General features: G+C 59.2%; 23 protein-coding genes. 21 read left to right on the forward strand and 2 right to left on the reverse strand.

All coding sequences use genetic code 11. From position 1 onward, the window contains the following. The 12 genes from JZM60_RS07720 to JZM60_RS07775 all read left to right on the forward strand — a co-directional run bounded on the left by JZM60_RS07720 (position 1) and on the right by JZM60_RS07775 (position 14632). Positions 1-1413, forward strand: coding sequence for a UDP-N-acetylmuramoyl-tripeptide--D-alanyl-D-alanine ligase (locus JZM60_RS07720; protein ID WP_207165098.1), 1413 nt, complete (start codon positions 1-3; stop codon positions 1411-1413). Next, positions 1413-2489: a phospho-N-acetylmuramoyl-pentapeptide-transferase gene (gene mraY, locus JZM60_RS07725; RefSeq protein WP_207165100.1), complete on the forward strand. Its 1077-nt coding sequence runs from the start codon at positions 1413-1415 to the stop codon at positions 2487-2489. Before JZM60_RS07720 ends, mraY begins: the two co-directional genes overlap by 1 nt. Before the next feature lies 1 nt (position 2490). Next, entirely contained in the window at positions 2491-3849 is a 1359-nt protein-coding gene (gene murD, locus JZM60_RS07730; RefSeq protein WP_207165102.1) for a UDP-N-acetylmuramoyl-L-alanine--D-glutamate ligase, read from the forward strand. Continuing rightward, positions 3846-4967 (forward strand): putative lipid II flippase FtsW, encoded by a 1122-nt coding sequence (gene ftsW / locus JZM60_RS07735; protein ID WP_207165103.1) that lies wholly within the window; start codon positions 3846-3848, stop codon positions 4965-4967. The genes murD and ftsW overlap by 4 nt, the downstream gene beginning before the upstream one ends. Next, the gene (gene murG, locus JZM60_RS07740) at positions 4964-6058 is read left to right on the forward strand and encodes an undecaprenyldiphospho-muramoylpentapeptide beta-N-acetylglucosaminyltransferase (protein WP_207165105.1); all 1095 of its coding nucleotides are present in this window, start codon (positions 4964-4966) and stop codon (positions 6056-6058) included. Before ftsW ends, murG begins: the two co-directional genes overlap by 4 nt. Before the next feature lies 1 nt (position 6059). Continuing rightward, positions 6060-7445 carry a UDP-N-acetylmuramate--L-alanine ligase gene (murC, locus tag JZM60_RS07745; RefSeq protein WP_207165107.1) on the forward strand — a complete coding sequence of 462 codons (1386 nt, stop codon included), beginning with the start codon at positions 6060-6062 and terminating at the stop codon, positions 7443-7445. Between the two features lie 4 nt (positions 7446-7449). After that, a complete protein-coding gene (gene murB / locus JZM60_RS07750) occupies positions 7450-8352 on the forward strand; it encodes a UDP-N-acetylmuramate dehydrogenase (RefSeq protein ID WP_207165110.1) in 903 nt (300 codons plus the stop codon). A 40-nt stretch (positions 8353-8392) separates the two neighbouring features. Continuing rightward, positions 8393-9367: a D-alanine--D-alanine ligase gene (locus tag JZM60_RS07755; RefSeq protein WP_207165112.1), complete on the forward strand. Its 975-nt coding sequence runs from the start codon at positions 8393-8395 to the stop codon at positions 9365-9367. Between the two features lie 75 nt (positions 9368-9442). Then, a complete protein-coding gene (locus tag JZM60_RS07760; RefSeq protein WP_207165113.1) occupies positions 9443-10276 on the forward strand; it encodes a cell division protein FtsQ/DivIB in 834 nt (277 codons plus the stop codon). A 21-nt stretch (positions 10277-10297) separates the two neighbouring features. Then, the gene (gene ftsA, locus JZM60_RS07765) at positions 10298-11533 is read left to right on the forward strand and encodes a cell division protein FtsA (RefSeq protein ID WP_207165114.1); all 1236 of its coding nucleotides are present in this window, start codon (positions 10298-10300) and stop codon (positions 11531-11533) included. 105 nt (positions 11534-11638) lie between these two features. Then, positions 11639-12793, forward strand: a complete 1155-nt coding sequence (ftsZ, locus tag JZM60_RS07770; protein WP_207165116.1) for a cell division protein FtsZ — start codon at positions 11639-11641, stop codon at positions 12791-12793. A 165-nt stretch (positions 12794-12958) separates the two neighbouring features. After that, positions 12959-14632, forward strand: a complete 1674-nt coding sequence (locus tag JZM60_RS07775; protein ID WP_207165118.1) for a radical SAM protein — start codon at positions 12959-12961, stop codon at positions 14630-14632. Here JZM60_RS07775 and shc read toward each other — a convergent pair. After that, a complete protein-coding gene (shc, locus tag JZM60_RS07780) occupies positions 14610-16829 on the reverse strand; it encodes a squalene--hopene cyclase (protein ID WP_207165120.1) in 2220 nt (739 codons plus the stop codon). The two genes, JZM60_RS07775 and shc, sit on opposite strands and share 23 nt — an antisense overlap. Positions 16830-16895: 66 nt before the next feature. After that, a complete protein-coding gene (locus tag JZM60_RS07785; protein WP_207165122.1) occupies positions 16896-17507 on the reverse strand; it encodes a TetR/AcrR family transcriptional regulator in 612 nt (203 codons plus the stop codon). 51 nt (positions 17508-17558) lie between these two features. Between JZM60_RS07785 and JZM60_RS07790 the strand changes: the two genes are divergently transcribed. From JZM60_RS07790 to JZM60_RS07830, 9 genes are all read left to right on the forward strand, one after another. Then, positions 17559-17702, forward strand: a complete 144-nt coding sequence (locus tag JZM60_RS07790; protein WP_207165124.1) for a hypothetical protein — start codon at positions 17559-17561, stop codon at positions 17700-17702. 258 nt (positions 17703-17960) lie between these two features. Then, a complete protein-coding gene (flhA, locus tag JZM60_RS07795) occupies positions 17961-20048 on the forward strand; it encodes a flagellar biosynthesis protein FlhA (RefSeq protein WP_207165126.1) in 2088 nt (695 codons plus the stop codon). Next, positions 20038-21390, forward strand: coding sequence for a flagellar biosynthesis GTPase FlhF (gene flhF / locus JZM60_RS07800; RefSeq protein WP_207165128.1), 1353 nt, complete (start codon positions 20038-20040; stop codon positions 21388-21390). The genes flhA and flhF overlap by 11 nt, the downstream gene beginning before the upstream one ends. Continuing rightward, positions 21387-22322 carry a MinD/ParA family protein gene (locus JZM60_RS07805; protein ID WP_207165130.1) on the forward strand — a complete coding sequence of 312 codons (936 nt, stop codon included), beginning with the start codon at positions 21387-21389 and terminating at the stop codon, positions 22320-22322. Before flhF ends, JZM60_RS07805 begins: the two co-directional genes overlap by 4 nt. Beyond that, positions 22319-23071: a FliA/WhiG family RNA polymerase sigma factor gene (locus JZM60_RS07810; protein ID WP_207165132.1), complete on the forward strand. Its 753-nt coding sequence runs from the start codon at positions 22319-22321 to the stop codon at positions 23069-23071. The genes JZM60_RS07805 and JZM60_RS07810 overlap by 4 nt, the downstream gene beginning before the upstream one ends. Positions 23072-23160: 89 nt before the next feature. After that, positions 23161-23889, forward strand: a complete 729-nt coding sequence (gene flgF, locus JZM60_RS07815; RefSeq protein WP_207165134.1) for a flagellar basal-body rod protein FlgF — start codon at positions 23161-23163, stop codon at positions 23887-23889. Between the two features lie 87 nt (positions 23890-23976). Next, entirely contained in the window at positions 23977-24765 is a 789-nt protein-coding gene (gene flgG / locus JZM60_RS07820) for a flagellar basal-body rod protein FlgG (protein ID WP_207165136.1), read from the forward strand. A 46-nt stretch (positions 24766-24811) separates the two neighbouring features. Next, positions 24812-25522: a flagellar basal body P-ring formation chaperone FlgA gene (gene flgA, locus JZM60_RS07825; protein WP_207165138.1), complete on the forward strand. Its 711-nt coding sequence runs from the start codon at positions 24812-24814 to the stop codon at positions 25520-25522. Positions 25523-25576: 54 nt separating this feature from the next. Then, positions 25577-26257, forward strand: a complete 681-nt coding sequence (locus JZM60_RS07830; RefSeq protein ID WP_207165140.1) for a flagellar basal body L-ring protein FlgH — start codon at positions 25577-25579, stop codon at positions 26255-26257. Positions 26258-26337 lie beyond the last annotated feature (80 nt).

The raw sequence follows: 26337 nt of genomic DNA on the forward strand, positions 1-26337 counted from the left end.
GTGTTATTCGCTCTGGAAGACATCCGTGGGGCAACGGGGGGCACCCTGATCGGCGGCGGAGATGCGGCTGGCGTGAACGGAGTTTCCACCGACTCCCGCACGGTCGCTGCCGATGAGCTTTTTGTGCCGTTGCGGGGCGAGCGGTTCGATGGCCACGATTATCTTGCAGCCGCCTGCGCCCGTGGGGTGAGGATCGTTCTTGCAGATCGCCGCTGGCTGGAGGGGAACAAACTTCCCGCCTGGGTTGCTGCCATCTCCGTGGACGACACCTTGAAGGCGCTGGGCGACCTGGCATCTTTTCACCGGCGGCGTTTTGCCGTCCCGGTGGTGGCTGTGACCGGGAGTAACGGGAAGACCACCACCAAGGAGATGCTTGCTGCCATTCTGGAGCAGACCGGCCCCGGACTCAAGACCGAGGGGAACCTCAACAACCTTGTGGGCCTTCCCCAGATGCTCTTCCGCTTCAATGAAACTCATCGATGGGCTGTTCTGGAGATCGGGATGAGCGCATTCGGCGAAATCGACCGGCTTGCGGAAATTGCCCGGCCGGATGTCGGACTCATTACCAATGCCTATCCGGCCCATCTGGAGACCCTGGGGAGCGTCGAGGGGGTGGCAAAGGCCAAGGGAGAGCTTTTCCTGCGGCTGCAAGAGGGTGGCTGTGCGGTGTTCAATGCCGACGACCCCCTCATTGGCCGGTGTCCTTCCCCTGAAGGAGTCCGCCGCGTTTCCTTCGGGCTTCACAGTGCCGATGTTACTGCCGAGGCGGTCGAGAATCTCGGCCGGAAGGGGCAGCGGTTCATGCTCCGACTCCCCACGGCATCGATTCCGGTTACCCTGCGGGCCTTCGGCCGCCATAATATCGCCAACGCCCTTGCCGCTGCCGCGGTTGCCCATGTCCTCGGAGTTTCGCCGGAGACAATCGCCAGTGGATTGGGTGAGTTTTCCCCCTATGCCAGGCGGTTCAATCTGGAGGAAGTGGGAGAAGTCGTCCTCATCGACGACAGCTACAATGCCAATCCGGCATCGATGGCCGCCGCACTCACCACGCTGCGCGAGATTCGGGAGGGACACAGGGCCGTGGCGGTTCTTGGCGACATGCTCGAACTGGGCGAGGGTACCGAAGAAGCCCACCGCCAGTTGGGTCTCCTTGCCGCCACATGCATCGACCGCCTTTACGTTATGGGGTCCATGGCCGGTATTGTCGCTGCTGGAGCCCTGGAGGGGGGGCTGGCTGAAGATAATGTGATTGTCGCCACGAACCACGATGCAATCGTGGCGGACTTGCGCAGGAACGCCCTTGGGGGCGATTTCATTCTCGTGAAAGGTTCCCGGGGGCTAGCCATGGATCGGGTTTCGGAAAAGATCAGGGACGTCTTTGCCGTATCCGTCGGGAAGGGGGCAAAAGCCTAATGCTCTACCATCTCCTCTATCCGTTGGCGAGTGATTTCAGGATCTTCAACGTTTTCAAGTATCTGACGTTCAGGACCATCTATGCCGTCATAACGGCTCTTGTTGTTTCGTTTATTCTGGGGCCCTGGCTGATACGGAAGCTTGAAGCGCTCCAGGCCCGCCAGGTGATTCGCACCGACGGCCCCGAATCGCACCTGAAAAAATCCGGGACTCCCACCATGGGGGGGATACTCATCCTGGCATCGATCGTCATTCCGACGCTGCTGTGGGCGGACCTGACCAACAGGTATATCTGGACGACCCTGTTCGTAATCGTCGGCTACGGGCTGATCGGCTTTACCGACGATTACAAGAAGGTGGTGGAGAAAAACCCCAAGGGGCTCTCGCCACGGCAGAAGATGGCCGGACAACTGCTGATTGCCGGCATGGCGGTCTGTTTCCTCGTCTTTGTGGTGAATATCTCCACGGAGCTATCTTTCCCGTTCTTCAAGCGGCTTCATCCGGACCTCTCCTTTTTCTATATCCCCTTTGCCATTCTTGTCATTGTCGGTGCGAGCAATGCAGTGAATCTCACCGATGGTCTCGATGGTCTGGCAATAGGCCCGGTGGCGATCAACGCTGCCACCTATCTGCTGTTTACTTACATTGCCGGCAATGCTAAACTATCCGGCTATTTACAAACCCCCTACGTGCCCGGCGCAGGCGAATTGGCGGTACTTTGCGGAGCAATGGCCGGCGCGGGAATCGGCTTCCTCTGGTACAACTCCTATCCCGCTGAAGTATTCATGGGGGATGTGGGGTCTCTTTCGCTTGGCGGCGGACTCGGCATTCTTGCGGTTATCACCAAGCAGGAGATCCTTCTTGTCATTGTCGGCGGGGTGTTTGTCGTCGAGGCCTTGTCGGTAATCTTTCAGGTGGGGTCCTACAAGTACCGGGGCAAGCGGATTTTCCGCATGGCACCCATTCATCATCACTTCGAACTTAAAGGGGTAGCGGAGCCGAAAATCATCGTCCGGTTCTGGATTATCACCATAATTCTGGCGCTTGTGGCGATTTCGACTCTGAAACTGAGATAGCATGGAAATTACAGGGAAAAACATACTGGTCGCAGGCCTTGCCCGTACGGGAGTCGCAGTAGCGCGCTTCCTGGCGAAAAACGGGGCTCGGGTGACCGTGACGGACCTTCGGGATGAAGCGGCCCTTTCCGGGCCCCTCGGAGAGCTGGCAGGGCTTGATTTGCGCTATGTTCTGGGACGCCATGACGAGGCGGACTTTGCCGCTGCCGACACGGTGGTGGTCAGCCCCGGCGTGCCCCAGGAGAGCCCCTACCTTGAAGCTGCACGGCAGGCGGGCCGGGAGGTAATCACCGAGATTGAGCTCGCGTCGCGGTTCATTGCCGCTCCGGTGGTGGCCATCACCGGCACCAACGGCAAGACGACCACTACGACCCTGACCGGTGAGATCTTCAAAGCCTGCGGCTACCGGACCTTCGTGGGGGGCAACATCGGTAATCCCCTTGTCGAACTGGTCGAAGAAGGCGAGGAGGTGGAGAGGGTTGTCGTGGAGATCAGCTCCTTCCAGCTGGAGTGGATCACCACATTCCGCCCCCGGGTTGCCGTGCTGCTCAATATCACCGAGGACCATCTGGACCGGTATCCCACGTTCCAGGACTACATCGATGCCAAGGTGCGGATTTTCGAGAACCAGTCCGCAACGGATTATGCCGTGCTTAACGTTGATGATCCTCTGGTGGCGTCCTTGCAGACCGGGCTTGCCGCCGCCGTCTTCCCCATGAGCCAGCGTAAAGAACTCGACGAGGGAATCTTCCACCGGGACGGCGTCATCACCTTCCGTCACCAGGGGCGTGAGGAGCGTTTTCCAACCGGACGGTTCCGGATTACCGGCGTGCACAATATCGAAAACATCATGGCCGCCCTTGCCTCGACGCTGCTTCTCGGGTGCGATGCCACTCAGGCCCTGGCGGCCGTTGAAGGCTTTGCCGGACTACCCCACCGGATGGAGCTGGTTCGTGAGCTGGACGGCGTGCGCTACTACGAAGACAGCAAGGCCACCAATGTGGGGAGCGTCGAAAAGGCCCTGGCGAGTTTCACCGACATCACCCTCATTGCCGGCGGCAAGGACAAGGGCGGGGCTTACGCGCCACTTGCCCCGCTGGTGAAAGAACGGGTGCGCCACATGATCCTTATCGGAGAAGCCAGGGAGCGGATGGCGCAGGAACTGGGAAGCCTCACCGACACACGTATGGCAACAACCCTGGACGAAGCGGTTGAGCTTGCAGCACAGCTTACGGAGCCCGGCGGCGTGGTCCTTTTTTCGCCGGCCTGCTCCAGTTTCGATATGTTCCGTGACTACGAAGAACGGGCCCGGCGTTTTCGCGACGCCGTCAATGCCCTCGGCACCGGAGAGCGTCCTTGAAGCTGAACTTCGACCTGAAAAAAATCGAACGCTATGACTTGGTCATCCTCCTCATGGCGGTCGCCCTCACCTGCTTCGGTGTGGTAATGGTCTACTCGGCTTCGTCTGTCATGGCCACCAAAAAGTTCCATGACGGGTTCTACTTCCTGAAGCGCCAGGGAATCTACGCGCTGATGGGTTTCGCGGTCATGGTTGTCGCCATGCGGATCGACTACCGCCAGTGGCGCGAGTATGCGGTCCCGATTCTCCTCGGCTGCCTGTTGCTGCTGCTGCTGGTCTTTATTCCGGGCATTGGCGGCGCAGCGAAGGGGGCGTCCCGCTGGATCCGGTTCCCGGGCTTCAACTTTCAGCCGTCGGAGCTGGCAAAGATAGCGCTGATAATGTACATGGCGTATTCCCTCGACAAAAAACAGGAGAAGGTGAAATTTTTCTCCACCGGATTCGCTCCTTACATGGTGCTTCTGGCCGTGCTCCTGGCGATTCTGCTCAAACAGCACGACCTCGGCGCCGCCCTGACCATGGGGGGCGTGGCCATCATCATGCTTTTTGCCGCCGGTACACGCCCCCGTTACATTCTCGGGATGGTGGTGCTGGCGTTGCCGTTTCTCTATTTTCTGGTCATGAACGTGGATTACCGGCGCCGTCGCATCCTTGCCTATCTGAACCCGTGGGAGGATCCGACCAATACCGGCTTCCAGATTATCCAGTCGTGGCTTGCCTTCGGTAACGGCGGCGTCATCGGCCAGGGGCTCGGCGAGGGGAAGCAGAAGATGTTCTATCTCCCAGAGGCCCATACCGACTTTATCCTTTCGGTGGTGGGAGAGGAGCTTGGGCTCATCGGCGTCATCGTCATTGCGGCCATGTTCCTGATGCTCGTGCTTCGTGGGGTTCGGGTGGCACTCATGTCCGAGGACCCCTTCGGCCGTTTTCTAGCCTTCGGGATTGTGACGTTGCTCGGCATCCAGGCATTCGTAAACATGGGGGTGGTAACGGGGCTCCTGCCCACGAAAGGGCTGGCGCTTCCGTTCATCAGCTACGGCGGTAGTTCCCTTATAGTAACTCTTTTCGCGGTGGGGATTCTCCTCAACGTGTCGACACGGATGAAGGGGACGCCATGAGACTTCTGATTGCAGGAGGCGGGACCGGCGGGCATCTTTTCCCCGGCATTGCGGTGGCCGAGGAATTCCTTGCCCGCAAGAAAGGGAATGAGGTCCTGTTTGTGGGGACCTGGAAGGGAATAGAGGCGCGGGTCCTTCCCAAGCTCGGTTACCGGCTCGAATGCATAACCGCCGCCGGCATCCGCGGCAAGGGGAATGTAGCCCGGGCCAAAGGGATTGCCAAATTTCTCTACGGATATGCCCAGTCCAGGAAAATTCTCAAAGAATTCAAGCCGGACATGGTTCTCGGGGTAGGGGGGTATGCTTCTGCGCCGGCGCTGCTGGCTGCCCGGGGGATGCAGATTCCGCGGTTCATCCACGAACAGAACGCTATTCCCGGATTCACGAACAAGATGCTGGCCAAGGTGGCCGAACGGGTTTTTATCTCCCTTGAAGAATCGAGCGATTTTTTCCCCGAGGCGCGGACCCTTCTCACGGGTAATCCGCTTCGCCGCCAGATACTTGAGCAGGTTGCCTTGGCTCCACTACAGGAGCGGAGCGACGACGCCTTTCATCTACTGGTGTTCGGAGGCAGTTCCGGCGCCCACCGGATCAATGTGACCATGGGGGAAGCGCTCCAGTTTTTGCAGGATATGAAAGGGCGCCTGAGAGTGACTCACCAGACCGGTGAGAATGATCTGGAGGATGTGACCGCCGTCTACGAAGAGCAGGGGGTCAGCGCCGATGTGGTCCCCTTTATCGATTCCATGGCGGACGCCTACCGCTGGGCCGATCTGGTAGTCTGCCGGGCAGGGGCCACCACCATCGCCGAAGTGACCGCCTGTGGCAAGCCGTGCATTTTCATCCCGTACCCCCACGCCGTTGACGATCACCAGCGGCGTAATGCCGAGGCGCTGCTGAAATGCGGGGCCGGCTTCGTCATGACCGAGCAGGAGCTTTCGGCAGAGTTGCTGGCGAAGGCCATCAGGGAGCTTATGAACGACCCTGCGCAGCTCAAAGCAGTCGGCGAAGCTGCCCAGGGGCTTGCACGGCTTGATGCGGCGCAGGTGATAGTTGACGAAATGATAACCATAAAGAGGGAAATGAAATAATATGTACGGGAAAATAGAGAGAATACACTTTGTGGGCATCGGCGGCATCGGCATGAGCGGTATTGCCGAGGTGCTCCTGAACCTGGGGTACAAGGTTTCCGGCTCAGACCTGAGGCAGTCCGACACCACTGACCGCCTTGCGTCTCTCGGCGGGGAGATATACTTCGGTCACGCCCGCGAGAATATCACCGCCGTCGACGTGGTGGTTACCTCAACGGCGGTCCATGACGACAACCCCGAGGTGGTGGAGGCCAAGCGGCGGATGATTCCGGTAATTCCACGGGCCGAGATGCTGGCAGAGCTGATGCGGATGAAGTACGGCATTGCCATCGCCGGCACCCACGGGAAGACCACTACCACCTCCATGGTGGCTACGGTCCTTACCCACGGCGGCATAGACCCCACAATCGTCATCGGCGGCAAGCTCAACACCCTCGGCACCAACGCCAAGCTCGGCCAGGGGCAGTTCCTGGTGGCGGAGGCCGACGAGTCCGACGGCTCGTTCCTGAAGCTCTCACCCACCATTGCCGTGGTGACCAACATCGATGCCGATCACCTGGACTTCTACACCGGCGGAATCGAGCAGATAAAGGACACCTTCGTCGATTTCATCAACAAGATCCCCTTCTACGGCCTTGCGGTTCTTTGCCTTGAAGATCGAAACGTTGCCGAAATCCTGCCGCGGGTGAAGAAGCGGTTCGTTACCTACGGCCTTTCCTCGCAGGCTGACATCAGGGCTACCCATGTCCGCCTCGAAGGGGGAACCACTTCATTTGTCGCCCACTACAAGGGATATCGGATGGGAGAGATTTCCTTTTCCATGCCCGGAGCCCACAACGTGCTCAATGCCCTGGCGTGCATCGCCGTTGCCATGGAACTGGACGTCCCCTTCACCCAGATCCAGGAAGGGTTTGCCACGTTCGGCGGCGTTGGCCGGCGCTTCCAGGTTAAAGGCGAGGTGAACGGCATCACTGTGGTTGACGACTATGGGCATCATCCGGCCGAAATCCGGGCAACCCTGGCGGCCGGCAAGGGGGGGTGGCCCGACCGGCGGCTCGTGGTGGCCTTCCAGCCCCACCGGTTCAGCCGGACCAAAGAACTGTTCGCTGAATTCGTTACCTGCTTCTACGATGCCGATGTGCTTGTGCTAACCGACATTTACCCGGCCGGGGAGCCCCCCATCGAGGGGGTGACGGCGGAGCGGCTCGCCGAGGAGATCCGCAAGCACGGCCAGCGGGATGTGACGTACGTTGCCGACAGGGAAGAGCTGCCGGGCCACCTGCTTAAAGTCGTACAGCCTGGCGACATCGTGCTTACCCTTGGCGCGGGCAATATCTGGCAGACCGGCGAGGCGCTGCTCCGTAAAATGGGAGCATCCGAGGGTTAGTCCTTTGAATGACGATCTTTATGGCGCTTTGAGCGAGCGATTGAAGGGGGCGATTCTCCGGGACGAGCCGATGGCCCGCCATACGTCGCTGAAGGTGGGTGGGCCGGCCGATTTTTTCGTTGTCCCGGCTGACCGGGGCGACCTGGATACACTTCTTGCTCTTCTGGCTGAAACCGCTACCCCCCATTTTGTGGTTGGCGGTGGGTACAATCTTCTGGTCCGTGACGGGGGGGTCCGGGGAGTTGTTGTCTCCCTCGAACGCTTCAGAGAGTTGGCGCACCTTCCCGGCGGGAAGGTTTCGGCCGGGGCAGGGGTAACCAACCAGATGCTCGTGGGATATCTGAGGGAGCGGGGGCTTGGCGGCCTGGAATTCCTCTGCGGGATACCGGGCACGATCGGAGGAGCCCTTGCCATGAACGCCGGCGCCCAGGGGGGAGCGATTCTCGATCATGTGGAAGAGCTGACTACCGTTCGGGACGGGGCGTTCCGGCAGGTACGGCGCGACGAACTTGAGTATGGCTACCGGCATGTGCGGCTTGCACCCGGAGAGATCATCGCCGGGGCGACTTTCCGGTTGGAACCGGACGATCCTGATAAAATCGGTGAACGTATCGCCGGTTACCTGGCGCACCGGGCTGAAAGTCAAAAAGTTGGCTATCCCAACGCCGGCTCATTCTTCAAGAACCCTGAGGGGGGGGCGGCCTGGCGGTTAATCGACGGGGCAGGGCTCCGAGGGACTCGGATAGGGGGGGCGCAGGTGTCGGAGGTACACGCCAATTTCCTGATAAATCGCGGAGATGCGACGGCGGCCGATTTTCTTGCCCTGGCGGCGCTGATAAAGGATGAAGTAAGGCGGAATACCGGCATATCTCTTGAAGAAGAGGTCAGGATTATTGGTGAAGGGTGATTAAGGAGATGCTTCCAAGGAGCGCGCAGGCGGGAAGACGATGACCAACGATGAACTGAAAACCAAGAAGATCGGCGTACTTATGGGTGGGCTTTCCGCAGAGCGGGAGGTATCCCTATCCAGCGGGGCCGCGGTACACAAGGCGCTTCTGGCCCGGGGATATGACGCCATTGCCATTGACGTTGACCGGGATTTGCCGCAGGCGCTGGTCCGTGAGTGGATCGACGTTGCCTTCATCTGCCTCCACGGCCGCTACGGTGAAGACGGGGCGGTCCAGGGAGTCCTGGAGTTGATGGGAATTCCCTATACCGGATCGGGAGTTCTTGCCAGCGCCCTGGCCATGAATAAAATCTTTGCCAAACAGGCCTTTGCCGCCGCTGGTCTGACAATCACCCCCCATCGGGTGCTCGTGCGTGGCGAAACCGTCGATCCCATGGCTGCCGGCCTCGGCTTCCCCGTGGTGGTGAAGCCTTCCCAGGAGGGATCGTCGGTTGGCGTGAGCATCGTGAAGAAGGCGGAAGAACTCCCCGCCGCCCTGGAGAGCGCGTTCCGCTACGACAACGAGGTGCTGGTGGAGAAGTTCGTCAAGGGACGGGAGATCCAGGTGGGGATCCTTGACGACCGGGCCATGGGAGCCATCGAGATTGTGCCGAAGAAGGAGTTCTACGACTTCGAGGCCAAGTACACCGACGGCATGGCGGAACATATCTGCCCGCCGGTTCTCCCTGCCGACCTGTACCGCAAGCTCCTTGCCGAAGGGGAAAAAGCCCACCGCGCCCTGGGTTGCGCCGGCTACAGCCGTGTCGATTTCCTGGTGACCGAAGAGGGGGAGTGTTATCTTCTCGAAGTGAACACCCTGCCGGGGATGACAACCTTGAGCCTCCTGCCGGAGATAGCCCAGAAGGAGGCGGGGATCGGTTTCGAAGAGCTGGCGGAGCGGATTTTGATTTCAGCTTCACTGAAAATTCAGGGACCTGGGACCGGAGACCGGGCACAGGGATCAAAAACAGAATAGGAATTTCAGGGGTAACGCTGGACGTGGAACTGGTCGTTTGCTTTTGCCGGTCCCTGGTCCCCGATGGCCGAATTCATGCGCGACTTGCACGTAAAAACTCGAATACTGCCGCCACAAAAAAGCCGCAACCGGGTGAAGAGGGAGCGAAAGCCCATCAACTGGCGCCCGTTCATCACCTGGGGAATGCGCATCGTGTTCGGTGTGGTGGTTGTTGCAGTCGTTGGGATTGGCGGCTACGAGGGATACAGGTTTGCTTCACAGTACGAGATGGCCGTGTTGCAGGTGGAGGCCATCGAGGTGTCGAAACTCAGGCACCTGACCCGTGGCGAGGTGGTTGAGCTGACCGGGGTGAGACCCGGCGATTCCATGCTCAGCCTGCGTTTGAGCCGTATCGGCGAGCAGTTGTCAAAGAATCCCTGGGTCGAGACTGTGCAGGTGCGCCGCTATTTCCCCCACACGCTCAGCGTCGCTGTGGTGGAGCGGGAGCCGGTGGCCGTGGTCAATATGGGGTTCCTCTACTACATGGATGCGAAGGGCGAAGTATTCAAGCCCCTCACCCAGGGTGACAGCCTCAATTTCCCGGTCATAACCGGTATTGCCGAAGAAGATCTGGCCCGGGACCCCAAGGGTACGAAGGAACTTTTGACCGGTGCCGTGGCCCTCATGGACATCTTGAAGAAAGGGCGGCATTTTACCCTGGCCGATGTTTCGGAGATTCACATCGACAAGGGATTCGGCCTGACCCTCTTCACTGCTGATGGCGGCGTCCCGGTGCGGCTCGGCAAAGAAGGTTACGATACTAAGCTGGCCCGTTTTGCCATGGTTTACGGGGAACTGAAAGAACAGCTGGTAGCTGTGGAGTACATCGACTGCGACTACCAGGACAAGATTATCGTCAAAAAAGGATAACGCGGGGAAGGGAGATACACTATGTCGGCACGAAGGGATAACCTGATCGTTGGACTCGATATCGGTACAACGAAAATCTGTGCCATCGTCGGTAATGTCACCGAGGACGGTATCGACATCGTTGGAATCGGGAGCAGCCCGTCGCGCGGAATGCGCAAGGGTGTAGTGATAAACATCGAGAGCACCGTTGAGTCGATCAAGAAGGCGGTCTCAGAGGCTGAGCTCATGGCCGGCTGCGAGATCCGCTCTGTCTATGCCGGCATAGCCGGGGGGCACATCAAGGGTTTTAACTCCCAGGGGGTCATCGCCATCAAGAACCGCGAAGTCACCTCGGAGGACGTGAAGCGGGTTATTGATGCGGCCAAGGCAATAGCAATCCCCATGGACCGTGAAGTTATCCATATCCTTCCCCAGGAATTCATCATTGACGATCAGGACGGCATCCGCGAGCCCCTAGGCATGAGCGGCGTCAGGCTCGAAGCCAGGGTTCACATCGTTACCGGCGCTGTTGCAAGCGCCCAAAATATCGTGAAGGCGTGCAACCGCGCGGGGCTCGACGTAGCTGATATCGTCCTCGAGCAGTTGGCCTCCTCCGAGGCGGTCCTCTCGTCCGACGAGAAGGAGCTTGGGGTTGCCCTCGTCGACATCGGTGGAGGCACCACCGATATCGCCATCTTCGTTGACGGCGCCATCAAGCACACCTCGGTCCTGTCGCTGGGGGGGAACCATCTGACCAACGACATTGCCGTGGGGCTCCGGACTCCCATGGCCGAGGCGGAGAAGATCAAGCAGAAGTACGGCTGCTGCATGGCGTCGCTGGTGGGCAAGGAAGAGACCATCGAGGTGCCGAGCGTGGGTGGCCGCAAGCCGCGGGTCCTTTCCCGCCAGCTCCTGGCCGAAATACTGGAACCCCGGGTGGAGGAAATCTTTACCCTGGTGAACCGGGAGATACTGAAATCCGGCTTTGAGGATATGATTGCCTCTGGCGTGGTTATCACGGGTGGTACCACCATCCTGGAAGGGATGCCGGAGTTGGCCGAGCAGGTATTCAACCTGCCCGTGCGCCGCGGCATGCCCCAGCAGATCGGCGGCCTGGTGGATGTGGTCAATTCGCCGGTCTATGCAACAGGCGTAGGGCTCGTGGTCTATGGGAGCAAGAATGTAGGAATCCGCGAATTCCCAACGGCCCAGACCGACGAGAACCTCTTCCGGCGGGTTTCCCGGCGGATGAAGGAGTGGTTCGGGGAATTCTTCTAGGCCAGGCGGCAGTAAATGCCTTAAATATTTTATTCATACGTTCATGTTCTGTTTTGAATTGCAATGACAACCAAACACACACAGAAAGGGAAAAGGGGGTAGGGTATGTTCGAATTCGACGAAAACATCGATCAGTGTGCGAAGATCAAGGTCATCGGCGTCGGCGGCAGCGGGGGGAACGCAGTCAATACAATGATCGCCAGCCAGGTGGGGGGAGTTGACTTCGCCGTGGCCAACACTGACGTGCAGGCCCTGCGTATTTCCAAGGCTCCGATAAAGATTCAGATTGGCCGTCAGCTCACCAAGGGGCTCGGCGCAGGCGCTGATCCGACACGGGGGCGCGAGGCGGCCCTGGAGGACCGGGAGCAACTGGCCGAAATCCTTAAGGGCGCGGACATGATTTTCATCGCAGCCGGCATGGGGGGCGGCACCGGAACCGGCGCCGCTCCGGTTATCGCCGAAGTTGCGAAAGAGGCCGGCGCCCTTACGGTGGGCGTTGTCACCAAGCCGTTTTCCCGCGAGGGGAAGCAGCGCCTTTCCAAGGCCGATGACGGCATCCGGGAGCTCAAGAAGCACGTGGATTCCCTCATCGTAATCCCCAATGACCGTCTTATCGGGCTTGCCGGCAAGTCCATGTCCATCCTCGATGCCTTCAAGCCTTCCGACGATGTGCTCCGCCAGGCGGTTCAGGGGATCTCGGACCTCATTACCACCAGCGGTTTCATCAACGTGGACTTCGCCGACGTGAAAGCCATCATGAGCGAGCGCGGCATGGCCATGATGGGTATCGGCGTCGCCGCCGGCGAGAACCGCGCCGTGGAGGCCGCGCTGAAAGCCATTTCCAGCCCGCTGCTGGAGGATGTGGATATTTCCGGCGCCAAAGGGGTTCTGGTGAACATCTCCGGGTCATCTTCCATGACCATGGATGAGTTTGAGGCGGTGAACCGGACCATTCACGAGAAGGTCCACGAGGATGCCAACATCATCATCGGTGTCACCATTGATGAGGAGCTGGCCGATGAGCTGAAGGTTACCGCCATCGCAACCGGTTTTGGCGACCGGTTCGATGTGGAGAAGCAGCGCCAGGAACTCAAGAGCGTCAACCCCATCTCTCCCCGCCAGGAAGTGAACCGTGAGATTCCCACGTTCATTCGTGAAAAACAGCAGCGCGAACCTTCCTACAACCGTCAGAAGGGGTTCTTCACCGAGGAGGACGATCAGTACGACATTCCGACCTTTCTGAGAAAGTCAGTCGATTAGTTTTAATAGGGGCGCCGTGGGGCCTTACCCTCCCCACGGCCGCCCCGCACCCTTGGATTAACGTCATTGCATGCCATTTCCCGGCACCCCCACTAACCCCCTCCAGGGGGTGCCGGGCCTTTTTTCCCCTTTCTGAATCGTCCCCCCCCGTGGTAACCTCAATCAATGTCATGGAAAATCATTGAAAAATACCGCCGCCTCCTGGAGCAGGAAGAAGGGAGCACCCCCAAGCGCCGCGGCGGCAAGCTGACGGTCTGCCTCGTCTACCCGAACCGGTACTCGGTGGCCATGAGCAATCTCGGCTTCCAGGCGGTCCATGCGCTGCTGAATGCCGAGCCCGACATTCTCTGCGAGCGGGCCTTTCTCCCCGACCCCGACGATCTGCGGGAATATCGCCGCAGCGGCACCAGCCTCCTTTCACTGGAGTCCCAGGAGCCCCTTTCATCCTTCGATATAGTTGCCTTTTCGGTCTCTTTCGAGAGCGATTACCTGAATATTCCCGTCATTTTCGATCTGGCCTCCATACCTGCACTTGCTGCGGAGAGGACGGCCTCCCATCCCCTCGTCATGGGGGGAGGAGCAGCCCTTTTCCTGAACCCGGAACCGGTGGCCGACTTCATGGACTTTATCTGTGTCGGGGAGGCTGAGGCGATTTTGCCGCCGCTTCTGGACCGCATCCGCTCGGAGGGGACCGGTGACCGCGGTTCGTTCCTCGCGGGCGCTGCGGCGCTTCCCGGCATCTACGTTCCCTCACTATATGAGATGGAGTACGACGGCCCACGGGTGGTGTCGCGGCGGGCCCTTTGCGGGGCGCCGGAGCAGGTGGCGCGGTCCTGGATGGCCGACCCGGACGGCCGGGCCACCGTGTCGGAGATTTTGACCCCCGGCACCGAGTTCTCGGGCATGTATCTCGTTGAGGTTTCCCGGGGGTGCGGGCGGGGATGCCGCTTCTGCGCCGCCGGCTTCATCTACCATCCCTACCGGCAACGGTCCATCGAGGCAGTGAAGGCCGCTGTTGCCGAAGGGCTCACGTATCGGCGCAAGATCGGCCTCGTGGGGGCAGCGGTGTCGGATTTCCGGGAGATTGGCGACCTCTGCCGGCACATCCTGGCTGAAGGGGGGGCGGTGTCGGTGTCGTCGCTGCGCATCGATCGTCTCGATGAGGGGATGATAGAGGTGCTCAAGGCGAGCGGCCACAAGACCGTGGCCCTGGCGCCGGAGGGGGGGAGCCAGCGGATACGGGACCTTATCAACAAGAACCTGACCGAGGAGCAGATTCTTGCCGCCTGCGATCTCCTCATCGGCCACGACATCCTGAACCTGAAGCTCTATTTCATAATCGGTCTTCCCACGGAAACCATGGACGATCTGGAGGAGATGGCCCTCCTCGTGGGGAAAATCCGGGAGAGGGTGATTGCCGCGGCGAAAAAAAACAAGAGGCTCGGGGATATCATCCTGTCTGTGAACCCCTTTGTTCCCAAGCCCTTCACACCGTTCCAGTGGTGCGGCATGGAGGAGGTTCCATCCCTGGAGAAGAAACTCAAGTACCTCCAGCAGTCGATAGGTAAGCTCTCCAACGTGCGGCTCATTGCCGAAAGCCCCAAGGATGCCTACCTCCAGGCCCTTCTTTCGCGGGGGGACCGGCGGCTGTCAAAATTTCTGCTCCGCGCAGCAGAGCTGGGAAGCTGGAAACGGGGAGCCCGGGAGTTCGACGTCAACACTGATTTGCTCGTCCACCGGAGCATGCCCATAGACGAGATGCTGCCGTGGGGTGTCATTACCAGCGCCGGTGCCGACCGGCTCCGGCGCGAGTATCTTAAGGCGTTTTCTCCGCAGTAAGGCCACTATATCCCTTGATTCGCTCCAGCCAAGGCAGGTGGAGATCTCCGGGCGTCGAATGGCGGCGTTCATTCTGACAGGTCTTTTGTCCTGTGCTTAATCTGGAATAGACTCCGAGCGCCCACAGGGGGAAGAAGTGGCGGTATCCGTCATAGCGCAGGTAAAAGACCCTCGGGAAGCCTGTGCCGGTGAAATGCTTCTCCTCCCAGGTTCCCCATTGATTCTGGTGGTCGAGCAGGTAGCGCACCCCCCGCCGAACGGGCAAGCTGTGAACTTCTCCCGCAGCCATGAGCCCCAGGAGGCTCCAGGCCGTCTGTGACGGAGTGCTCGCGCCATTACCCGCCAGCGAAGGATCGTCGTAGGAATAGCAGGTCTCTCCCCACCCCCCATCGTGGTTCTGGCATGACATCAACCATCCCACAGCCTTGCGGATATAGGGTTGCTGCATGTCTTCCCCGGCTTGAGCAAGGCCGGACAGCACCGACCATGTACCGTAGATATAGTTTACTCCCCAACGGCCGAACCAGGCACCGGTATCCTCCTGCTCCGAGCGGAGGAAACTGATACCCCGTGCGATTGGCGGAAACGTCCTGTCGAAACCGGCCATGGAGAGCAGTTCAATGCAACGTCCCGTCAGGTCCGATGTGCTCGGGTCCAGGAGCGCTCCATGGTCGGCGAACGGGATATCGTTAAGGTAGTTGTAGTTGTTGTCGATGTCGAAGGCGGCCCATCCCCCGTCACTGCTCTGCATCCCGAGTACCCAGTTCACGCCGCGGGCGATCCGGTCGCGGTAAAGTTCATTTTCCAGTGCTCCGCACCGCAGGAGCGACATGATGACCTTGGAGGTGTCGTCCAGGTCTGGATAGAGAGAATTCTCGAATTGGAAAGCCCATCCTCCACCTTCGAGGTCGGGAACCTTTAGCGACCAATCTCCGGGGGAGTGGATCTGCTGGGACAAGAGCCATTCAACAGTCCGTTTGACTGCGGGGTGGTCCGGCGGCAGCCCCGCTTCCATGAGAGCCGAAAGGCTCAGGCAGGTGTCCCAGATCGGGGAATTGCACGGCTGGCAGATGCTGCTGGTTCCCATGCCGCCCGCTGCCGCGTGGACTGAGGGATCGATGGCGAGCGCCGCCGATGACCCGCTGTCTACGCATGCGCCGCTCGTGCCGGGGGTGCTTGATTCCCGCGGGGTCCGGTGCTGGAGCAGGTCGTCCACGGCCTGTAATCCGCGGATATAGTCGGGATCGTCTTCCCCGCAGCCGAGAACGCGGAGAGCCATGACTGCGTAGGCCATGGCCGGGAAAATGGCGCCGATCCCGCCGCTGCCCTGCATGTGGGATCTTGTCCATGTTTCCGCTTCGGCAATGGCTCTCCGGTGAAGGCCGGAAGGAATGAAACGGTTGCAACGCTTCAGCAGGCGGTCAAGTATGATGAAGGCGTTTTTTCGCCAGGCCCCCGGCTGGAAGCCATCCAGGTTGCGCAGCTTGTCGGGGGGGGTAATGAAGAGCTCCGGAATCCCCTCTCCGGGCCGCAGCCGGCACACGGGCTTTCTGGCGTAGAGCAGCAGCAGTGGGACGATGACGGTCCGCGACCAGTAGGATACTTTGCTGAGGTGGAAGAAAAACCACCGGGGGAGAAGCACTATTTCCACGGGCATTGCCGGCGGGGTATGCCAGGGGAGTTGGCCGAACAGGGCCAGCAGGATACGGGTGAACACGTTGCATTTGGCTGCTCCGCCGAGGCTGAGGACCATAAGGCGAGCGCGTATCATGTGGGGTGTCTGGGGTGAGTGCCCCAGCACTTTGAGGGCGAGGTATGCCTTGATAGTGGCGCTGATGTTGGCAAAACCGTCCTCGGCGTAGAGGGGCCAGCCGCCGTCGGGCAATTGCCTGTCCAGTAGGTAGTTCTCCAGCCGTTTTCCCAGTTCCGTTGAAATCTCCCTGCCGAGAAACCGTTGAAGCATGATGTATTCCGACGGTATCGTAACGTCCGCTTCCAACTCGAAGACCCAGAATCCATCCTGATTCTGGAGCGCCAGAAGATACTCCTCCGCTTTTTTGACAGCCTCGCGGCAGTGGACGGCCTTTCCCGAGATCTCTTTTATGGGATTGACGGCGGTATGTTCATCTTCGGCCGGCGACCCGGCTTTTTTGTTGCCGGCTATCACGGCAAACTTTTTGAGTATTTCCTTTGCCATTCGTGCATCCTTTCCTTGAGCGTGTGGTATCTTCAGTTAACAGTGTAAATGATGCGAAAAATTTTTTTACTTGCAAAAGCCGGCGAGCAGACCATCCACCAGCGTCTCAGCCTGGAGGGTGGCGTCCACCATGGGGAAATCGGCTGTGTAAATCCGTGATGCCACAACTCCATGGGCGGCAGTCCATAATGTCTGTGCGAGAAGGTCTGCGTCCATGGCTCGGAGCGCGTCAGCCGCCATAGCCTCTTCGACAGTCCGGAGAATATGAAAATAGGTGCGCCGCCCCATGCTGTCCTTTTGCAGAAATTCCGTCGGCGAACCATAGACGACAGGGCTGGTGAAAAAGGCGACCTTGTAATGGCCGGGATTCGCCAGACCGAACTCGATATACTTCAGGAGGCAAAGGCGCAATACCTGCATCGGGTCGCTATGCCCCTTGGATATCTGCTGGTAGCTCTGGAAAAGCTTTGCGAACAGCTCTTCGCAGAGGGAATAGAGGAGGTCGTCCTTGTCGCGGAAATAAAGATAGATGGTGGTGGGGGAATGCTCGATTTTTGCCGCAAGTTTTCGCATGGAGAAACGTTCGTAGCCGATCTGGGAAAAAAGCTCCCGGGCGGCGTCAAGGATCTCCTGCCGAAACAGAACCTTGTGTTTTTGTCTTCGTTCGCGCAGAGTCATGGCACTTAACAGTGTTAACCAAAATTTTTCACAGGTTAGTGAATTGGGGGCATGTTGTCAAGCTTTGATTGGGCGCGAATAGCGGGCTGGAAGCCCCTGGCCGAAGTCCGGGAGCGGCTCGCTGTTGCTGAAGCAGTTATACGTCTTGAAGAGAATGTGAGGAGACTGGACGAAGGTGTCGGAGTATGGGGATGAGTATTGCTGACACCGGGGAATCTACCTGGCAGCAGGTGCCAAGTCAAAACCTTGACGGAAGCATTTCAAAATGACGTACATTCTAATAGCTATATGTCTTATCGGCATGCTCCCGCATTTCTTTAGCAATTTCCCTCCAGCCAGCGACATTCCCTTGTTCGCCCATTCGATAATATCTCTGTGGGGCCATCTGGCACAACGGTTGCAGATTTAAGGTCGCGCCACCAAATGGCTCTATTTCCAAGGAGATTTTACCTTATGGCACTTCCGGCGGCCGAAGCAGTAGACCTTCAGCCAGCAAAAAGCAACTCGGACATCTACATGGCTGTGGCGCTCATCGGCGTCCTGGCCCTGATGATCGTTCCGCTGCCGGCAATGCTGCTTGATATTTTCCTTGCCGCCAATATTACGGTTGCCCTCGCCATTCTCCTGGTGGCTCTTTATACCGAGCAGCCGCTGGATTTCTCGGTTTTCCCCTCGGTGCTGCTGGTCACGACCCTTTACCGGCTTGCCCTGAACGTTGCCGGCACGCGGCTCATTCTTCTCCATGGCGATGAAGGGACCGATGCGGCGGGGCACGTTATCAAGGCCTTCGGCCAGTTCGTGGTCGGCGGCAACTTCGTGGTCGGGGCGGTAATCTTCCTGATCCTCGTAATTATCAACTTTACGGTCATCACCAAGGGCGCCGGCCGGGTGGCCGAGGTGGCGGCCCGCTTCACCCTCGACGCCATGCCCGGCAAGCAGATGGCCATCGACGCCGACCTTTCTTCTGGCCTCATCAACGAGAAAGAAGCCCGTCGCCGCCGTTCGCGGGTGTCGCGGGAGGCCGATTTCTACGGCTCCATGGACGGTGCCAGCAAGTTCGTGCGGGGAGACGCCATCGCCGGCATCCTCATCATGCTGGTGAACATCATCGGCGGTTTCATCATCGGCGTCTGGCAGAACGGGATGCCGCTGGAAACAGCTCTTTCGAACTACACGCTTCTGACCATCGGTGAAGGGCTCGTGGCCCAGATACCGGCCCTCATCATCTCCACCGCCGCCGGCATCATCGTGACCCGCTCGGCCGACGAGAAAAACTTCGGCCATGAGATTACCGGCCAGTTCCTCAATTATCCCAAGGCGTTCTACGTTTCATCCGGCGTTCTGTTCGCTTTCGGCCTCATTCCGGGGCTTCCCCACTTCGCCTTCTTCCTCCTGTCGGGACTGGCGTACATGGGGGGGCGAATGGCCAAGGAGGCTCCCAAGGTTATGGAGGAGGAGCTTGCCTCCCTCCCGGCGCCGTCGGAGGCCGGAGAGGCGGGAGAACAGGCGTCTATCCGCCCCCTGGACATGCTGGAACTGGAGGTGGGCTACGGTCTGGTCCCCATGGTGGATGCGGCCCAGGAAGGGGAACTCCTTGAGCGGATCCGCTCGATTCGCCGTCAATACGCCCAGAAGATGGGATTCGTGGTGCCGCCGATCCATATCCACGACAACCTCCAGCTGAAGCCCCACGAGTACAACGTTCTCATCAAGGGAGCCAAGGTGGGCGGAGGCGAGCTGGCGGGGCAGTATCTGGCCATGGATTCCGGAGCGGTTGCCGGCCAGGTTGATGGGGTGCGGACCACCGAGCCGGTGTTCGGACTCCCCGCCATCTGGATCAGGCCCGAGGTGAAGGAGCAGGCCCAGCTCTATGGCTACACCGTGGTGGACAGTACGACAATTATCGCTACCCATATCAGCGAAATCATTAAGAAGCATGCCCATGAGATGGTTGGGCGCCAGGAGCTTCAGCAGCTCCTGGACAACCTTTCGTCGAGCTTCCCCAAGGTGGTGGACGAACTGGTGCCGAACCTCCTCAACCTGGGAACTGTGCTGCGGGTCATCAAGAACCTCCTTCGAGAGGGAGTCTCCATCCGGGACCTGCGGACGATTCTGGAGACCCTGGCCGACTACGGGGGGCTCACCAAGGATCCGGAGATGCTCACGGAGTTCACCCGGCAGGCCCTTGGGCGCTACATAATCGACCAGTACAAGCGGGACGACGAGACCCTCTGCATCATAAGCCTCGACCGCCGGGTGGAGGAAATCGTGGCCGAGGGAATCCAGCCATCGGAGCAGGGGAGCTATCTGGCCATCGAGCCGAACACGGCCCAGGCAATTCTCTCCGGCATCCGGCAGGAGATAGAGAAGTTCAACCAGTCGGGGACCAATCCCGCGCTCCTGGCGTCGCCGTCAATCCGGCGGCACGTGAAGAAGCTCACCGAACGGTTCGTACCGAACCTGGCGGTGCTGTCGCACAACGAAATTCCGTCCAACGTCAAAATCCAATCGTTAGGGGTGGTGACGCTCAATGCTGGTTAAAACATTCGAAGCGGTAGACATGTCGGAGGCTCTCCGGAAGGTCAAGGCGGAACTTGGCCCGGATGCCATGATTATCTCCTCAAAAAAAGAGCGCCGGGGGGGGATCCTCGGATTTTTCTCGAAGGAGGTGGTGCAGGTTACGGCGGGTATCGATATGACACCGCGCCAACCGGCGCCGAATCCGTACCGTGAGGCTCAGGAACAGAATATTTCCACTAAGGAAATGATGGAGAGTTCCATGCTGGGCCCCTTGGCCAGGGAGCTGAAAGACCTGCGCGAGCGGGTTGAGGTTCTCACCCGCAAGGAGGCGGCTGCAAAGGCTCAGGCAGAGGCCCCGGCCGCGCCGGCGGCGGAAAAGGTCGTGCCCTCCGTGCCCGTCGACTCGGTTCCGAAGACTATCCAGAAGCAGGATCTGGAGGAGATGAAGAAGCTCCTTTTCAAGACCCTGGCGGCAAAGGAAGCCGGAGAAGGGGTTACCCAGTCCGAGAAAGCCGAGGTCCTGGCTGCGAAGCCGGTGAAGCCGGCGGCCGTGGCCGAAGGCGGCAAGGGCGGTTTCAAAGGTTCGCTCCGGGTGGTCATGGGTGAGCTGCACCGCAAGGGGCTCGAGCGGAGTGCGGTGCGCACGGTGATGGAGCAGGTGGAGCCCGAGGCCAAAAAGGGGGGGACCGTGGAGGCGATACGCTCGTTCCTTCCCCAGGCTTTCAAGAAGGTTATCAAATGTGCAGGTCCCCTCGCATTCAAGAAAAACAGCCCGCGAATAATTGCGCTCGTGGGTCCCACCGGGGTGGGCAAGACCACCACCATTGCGAAATTGGCGGCCAACTACGCCCTGCGGGAAAACCACAGGGCAGCCCTCATTACCATCGATAACTTCCGGGTCGGCGCCGTGGAGCAGCTCAAGACCTACTCGCGCATCATGGGCGTTCCCGTGGAGGTTGCGACCACCCCGGCGGAACTGGAGGCGGCAATCGAACTCCACTCCGACAAGGATCTGATTCTCATCGATACGGCGGGGAGAAGCCACAAGGATAACGAGAAAATCGAAGAGCTGAGGAGTTTCCTGGAGTCCCGGTTTGCCATCGAGATCCATCTTTGCCTCGCGGCCACAACCCGCGACCGGGAACTGCAGGAAGTGGTGGAACGGTTTGGGGTTTTGCCCATATCCCGAGTCATTTTTACGAAACTGGACGAGAGCGAAAGCTATGGCGGCATCGTGAATGCACACCTGAGGACCAAATTTCCGCTTTCTTACTTCACAACAGGGCAACGGGTGCCTGAAGACCTGGAAATTGCAACTCCCGGGAAACTTGCCGGGCTCGTACTTGGGGAGATCAAGGAATGAACTTAACGGCGGCGACAGGAGACCAGGCCGATAGTTTACGGCAACTGGCCACCTCCGTAAGCAAAAAGCGCAAGGCTTCGGCGGCGCGTGCCCAAGATGGGCTGAACCAGAAGGCAATCAGGGTCATCTCCGTGACCAGCGGCAAGGGGGGGGTCGGCAAGAGCAACGTTGTCGTGAACCTGGCCCTGGCGCTGGCCAAAGGGGGAAAGAAGGTTCTGGTTATTGACGCGGACCTGGGGCTCGGCAACATTGACGTCCTCCTTGGGCTGACCCCTGATTTTACCCTGAATGACGTTTTTACCGGCAAGAAAAGCCTTGAGGAGATTGTCACCGATGGCCCTGGAGGAATCAAAATCATCCCGGCCGGGTCGGGGCTTCCCGACTTCACATCCCTTGGGCTGCAAGAGCGTGTCAAAATTATGGATGAGCTCGATGCCCTTGAGGAGGATTTCGATATCCTGATTGTCGATACCGAGGCGGGAATTTCCGAAAACGTTGCCTATTTCAACACCGCTTCCCAGGAAATCGTGGTGGTGGTGACGCCGGAGCCCACCTCCATTACGGATGTCTATGCCCTCATCAAGCTGCTGGCAACGCGGCATTCGGAGCGCTACTTCAAGGTGCTGGTCAACATGGCCCGCGACACCGATGACGCTCTCCAGGTTTTCGCCAAACTCTCCAATGTGACCAGTCGGTTTCTTGACATCTCCCTCGATTATCTCGGGTGCGTACTGCGGGACGATGCCATTCTTGAGGCGGTGAAGAGTCAGAAGCCGGTCCTTGAGCTTTGCCCGGACTCTCCGGCGGCGGGGTGCTTCACTACGCTTGCCCGGCGGATTCTGGAAAACGGCGGCGAGAGGCGCATCAAAGGTAACGTGCAGTTCTTCTTCAGGAGATTCCTCGGCGCCGGGGCCGAAACGGAGAACCTATGAACTGTCTTGTTAAGGCATACGAGCAGGAGGCTCAGCGTTCGTCGGCCCAGTCCCGCGACGAGTTGATCGTATCCCACTTGCCGCTGGTCAAGTTTCTGGTGGGACGAATTGCCTCCCAGCTACCCCCCCACCTGGACCAGGAGGACCTCATGAGCGCCGCCGTAATCGGCCTCATTACCGCCGCCGAGCGGTTCGATCCTTCCCGTGGGGTTCAGTTCAAGACGTTTGCGGAGCAGCGGATCAGGGGGACCATTCTCGACGAGCTTCGATCCCAGGACTGGCTCACCCGGTCGCTGCGGGACAAGTTCAAGAAGCTGGAGCGTGAGTTTGCAATGCTCGAGCACCGCTTCGGCCGCAACCCCACCAGCGAAGAGGTGGCCACTTCCCTGGAGATAAGTGTTGAGGAATACCATCACATGCTGGAGGAGATCCATCTCCTTTCCTTCGTGAGCCTCGACGAATCCTGGGAGGATGAGGACGGTAGCCCCTTCGGGCTTCTGGACATCCTGGAGGACAAAGGAGTCGAGAATCCCCAGAGCCAGCTCATGGCCAGGCAGATGCTCGATGTGCTGACCGAGGCCATAGAGGGGCTCCCAGAGAAGGAGCGGCTTGTGATCACCCTCTACTATTACGAAGAGCTGAACCTGAAAGAGATCGGCGCGGTGCTGGAACTATCGGAATCGCGCATCTCCCAGCTCCACAGCCAGGCAATCGTACGGCTGCGGGCGAAGATGAAAAACATGAGGTAGGGGCGCTGCTTGCCGCGCCCTTCTTGGCATGCAAACAAAGGGCGCGGCAAGCGGCGCCCCTACAATGTCAACCGAACGGGGATAATTCTATGAACAGCGGCATCTATTCGGCACTCACGGGGAACATCGCGGCAATGAAGCGGCTGGATGTCCTGTCCAACAACCTGGCTAACGTCAACACCCCCGGTTTCAAAAAAGACCGGATGACCTTCGAGGGGATGCTCCAGGCGGTTGGGGCACAGCCCCGCGCAGGGGGCGGGACCGATGCGCCGGTCTATTCGGAAACGGTCTTTTTTACCGACTATTCCCCCGGCTCCGTGAAACAGACCGGCAATACCTTTGACCTGGCCATCGACGGCGATGGTTTCTTTGCCGTTACCACGGCCGATGGGCAGCGGGCCTACACGAGGCAGGGGAACTTCCGTCTGGATTCGGCCGGCCGCCTGGTGACCTCCGACGGTGCCCAGGTGGGGGGCGGCATCGTTATTGCTGGGGGAAAGGTGGACATCAACGGCAGGGGCGAGGTCTTCGTGGATGGAAGCCAGGTGGGGCGGCTGGAAGTGGTTGACTTCCCCAAACCCTATGCAATGCAGAAAATCGGCAGCGCCCTGTTCGTTCCGACCGACCCCCAGGCCACGCCCCAGCCGGTGACCGGCGAGAAGGTGATGCAGGGTGCTCTGGAAGAGTCAAACGTGAATACCGTTCAGGAGATGGTCCAGCTCATCGAGACAAACCGTTACTTCGAAATGTGCTCCAAGGTGGTCAAGGCCTACGATGACCTGACCGGCAAGGCGGCAAATGAAATAGGAAAAATATAATTTGATTCGGTATTGGCGCGGTTCCCACGCCCAGGGCGCGGAAACCGCGCCCCTACATGGTGTACAGATACAAAAAAGGAGAAAAACATGATCAGAGCACTGTGGACGGCGGCCTCAGGGATGCAGGCCCAGCAGACGAACATCGATGTCGTCGCGAACAACCTGGCCAACGTCAACACCGCGGGGTTCAAGAAGAGCCGGGCCGATTTCCAGGATCTCATGTACCAGAACATGAAGACCACCGGTTCTCCTTCCACCAACTCAACCGAAGTGCCCACCGGCATTCAGATAGGCCTTGGAGCCAAGCTTGCGGCTGTTACCAAGATCTTCACCATCGGCAATATCAACCAGACCGGCAACGAGCTGGACATGGCCATTGAGGGGGACGGGTTCTTCCAGATCCAGATGCCCGACGGCACCACCACCTATACCCGGTCCGGCGCTTTCAAGCGTGACAGCGAGGGGCGCGTGGTTACTTCCGACGGCTATCCCCTGAGCCCGGAAATCGTCATTCCCAATAACGCCACGGCCATCAATATCGGCAATGACGGAACCGTCTCGGTATCCCAGGCTGGGCAGACGAGCCCCACCAACGTGGGGAATATCCAACTGGCCACCTTTTCCAATCCTGCCGGGCTTCTGGCAATGGGCAAGAACCTTTTTCAGGAATCTGACGCCTCCGGCAACGCCACCACCGGCACTCCCGGTCAGGACGGCATCGGCACCACCGCCCAGGGCTTTCTTGAGATGAGCAACGTGAGCGTCATGGAAGAGATGGTGAACATGATCACGGGGCAGCGGGCCTATGAAGTGAACTCAAAAGCTGTGCAGACCGCTGATGAAATGCTTCAGACGGCTAACAGCCTGAAGCGGTAAAAAGCTGGAATCGGTGACCAGGGACCGGGGACCGGGAAAGACAGATATGAGATTGGTTACGTTGATGACAGTGCTGGTGCTGGCGGTCGCGACGGCGGCGTTTGCCGCCCCGGCCACCCAGACCATTTCCAATTCTAAGGTGAAGGACGCAGTCACCGAATTCGTCCGCCAGAAAACCGAGGGGCTCGGCATTGATACAACCCTTCGCCGCATAGGCTTCCAGGGCGATCTGAAGCTTCCTCCGGGCGAAGTATCCTTTGAAGTGGCTGCGCCGAGCCGCTGGGAAGGCTGGGGCAAGGCTAACCTGGCTCTCATTGTACGGGTAAACGGCCGGGTCGAAAGAAACCTTACTATACCGGTCGAGGTGGAGGCTTTTGCCGATACGGTGGTGGTGCTCCGTGCTTTGGAGAGGGGCGACGTGATCGGCCCTGATGATGTAACTGTTCAGCGGCGTGACCTCTCATCTCTCTCGGGCCGGGTATATCAAAGCGCGGAAGAGGTGGTGGGGAAGCGGGCGCGAATGCCGGTGAGAGCCAATATGCCGCTGCGAGGGGAGCAGCTTGAGAAGGTGCCCCTGGTGAAGAGCGGTCAACTGGTAACCATCGTAATCGAGAATCAGGCCATGCGTCTCACCGCTACCGGCAAGGCTCGGGGCAACGGCGCCGAGGGGGACATAGTGAAAGTCCAGAATCTGGGCTCCCTCAAAGAAGTACCGGCGAGGGTTATAGATTCAGGTACAGTGCAGGTGGATTTCTAGGTGTTTCCGGTCCCCGGTCCCGGATACCCGGTCCCGGCCTCTAGGAGTAAGTCAGTGAAACGTTTGGCAGTGTCAATACTTTGTCTCGCATTGGCCGGGTGTGCCATCGAGAAGGCTGAAGTGAGATCTCCTTCTTTCGACGAGCAGCTACCGGCCCCCCAACCCTCCTACGCCAACGGTTCCATCTGGCAGGCGGCATCGGCGGGATTAACCGCTGACCATAAGGCCCGGGGCAAGGGTGACATCATCACCGTGGTTATTGTGGAGCAGGCCAGCGCCAGTAAAGAGGCCACAACCGATACGGACCGCTCGGCCGGCATTTCGGCAAGCATTCCCTATCTGATGGGGCTGGAAAAGCAGAAACTGCTCCTGGGCAAGGTGTGGAACGCAGACCTCAACAACCTTTTGGGGGCCAGCAGCAATTCCAACTTTGGGGGGAGCGGAGCCACCACCAGGAAGGAAAACCTCGTTGCAACCATGAGCGCCAAGATCATCGACGTCCTTCCCACCGGCAATTTCCTCATCGAGGGGCGGCGTAACGTCAAGGTGAACAACGAAGATCAGATTATCGTCCTTCAGGGGACCGTTCGCCCCCGGGATATCTCTCCCGACAATACCGTCAACTCCAGCCTCATTGCCGATGCCCGCATTACCTACACCGGCGAGGGGGTCATCAGCGACCGGCAGCGGCCGGGGTGGTTGTTGAATATTCTGGATTATATCTGGCCCTTCTAGTGGAGAGAAGTGCGCCTTTTCCGCAATCTCGGCGTTGGCCTGCGGAATTTCCTTGTGCGGCGTACCGATGGGTACGCCTC

Source organism: Geobacter benzoatilyticus (genome assembly GCF_017338855.1).
GTDB lineage: Bacteria > Desulfobacterota > Desulfuromonadia > Geobacterales > Geobacteraceae > Geobacter > Geobacter benzoatilyticus.

Coding starts and splice junctions, on each gene's coding strand:
- JZM60_RS07755 (WP_207165112.1), top strand. CDS start 8,393: ATGACCAACGATGAACTGAAAACCAAGAAGATCGGCGTACTTATGGGT.
- flhA (WP_207165126.1), top strand. CDS start 17,961: ATGGCACTTCCGGCGGCCGAAGCAGTAGACCTTCAGCCAGCAAAAAGC.
- JZM60_RS07790 (WP_207165124.1), top strand. CDS start 17,559: ATGTTGTCAAGCTTTGATTGGGCGCGAATAGCGGGCTGGAAGCCCCTG.
- JZM60_RS07785 (WP_207165122.1), bottom strand. CDS start 17,507: ATGACTCTGCGCGAACGAAGACAAAAACACAAGGTTCTGTTTCGGCAG.
- mraY (WP_207165100.1), top strand. CDS start 1,413: ATGCTCTACCATCTCCTCTATCCGTTGGCGAGTGATTTCAGGATCTTC.
- JZM60_RS07810 (WP_207165132.1), top strand. CDS start 22,319: ATGAACTGTCTTGTTAAGGCATACGAGCAGGAGGCTCAGCGTTCGTCG.
- murD (WP_207165102.1), top strand. CDS start 2,491: ATGGAAATTACAGGGAAAAACATACTGGTCGCAGGCCTTGCCCGTACG.
- shc (WP_207165120.1), bottom strand. CDS start 16,829: ATGGCAAAGGAAATACTCAAAAAGTTTGCCGTGATAGCCGGCAACAAA.
- flhF (WP_207165128.1), top strand. CDS start 20,038: ATGCTGGTTAAAACATTCGAAGCGGTAGACATGTCGGAGGCTCTCCGG.
- JZM60_RS07760 (WP_207165113.1), top strand. CDS start 9,443: ATGCGCGACTTGCACGTAAAAACTCGAATACTGCCGCCACAAAAAAGC.
- murC (WP_207165107.1), top strand. CDS start 6,060: ATGTACGGGAAAATAGAGAGAATACACTTTGTGGGCATCGGCGGCATC.
- flgF (WP_207165134.1), top strand. CDS start 23,161: ATGAACAGCGGCATCTATTCGGCACTCACGGGGAACATCGCGGCAATG.
- flgA (WP_207165138.1), top strand. CDS start 24,812: ATGAGATTGGTTACGTTGATGACAGTGCTGGTGCTGGCGGTCGCGACG.
- JZM60_RS07775 (WP_207165118.1), top strand. CDS start 12,959: ATGTCATGGAAAATCATTGAAAAATACCGCCGCCTCCTGGAGCAGGAA.
- ftsZ (WP_207165116.1), top strand. CDS start 11,639: ATGTTCGAATTCGACGAAAACATCGATCAGTGTGCGAAGATCAAGGTC.
- flgG (WP_207165136.1), top strand. CDS start 23,977: ATGATCAGAGCACTGTGGACGGCGGCCTCAGGGATGCAGGCCCAGCAG.
- murG (WP_207165105.1), top strand. CDS start 4,964: ATGAGACTTCTGATTGCAGGAGGCGGGACCGGCGGGCATCTTTTCCCC.
- JZM60_RS07805 (WP_207165130.1), top strand. CDS start 21,387: ATGAACTTAACGGCGGCGACAGGAGACCAGGCCGATAGTTTACGGCAA.
- ftsA (WP_207165114.1), top strand. CDS start 10,298: ATGTCGGCACGAAGGGATAACCTGATCGTTGGACTCGATATCGGTACA.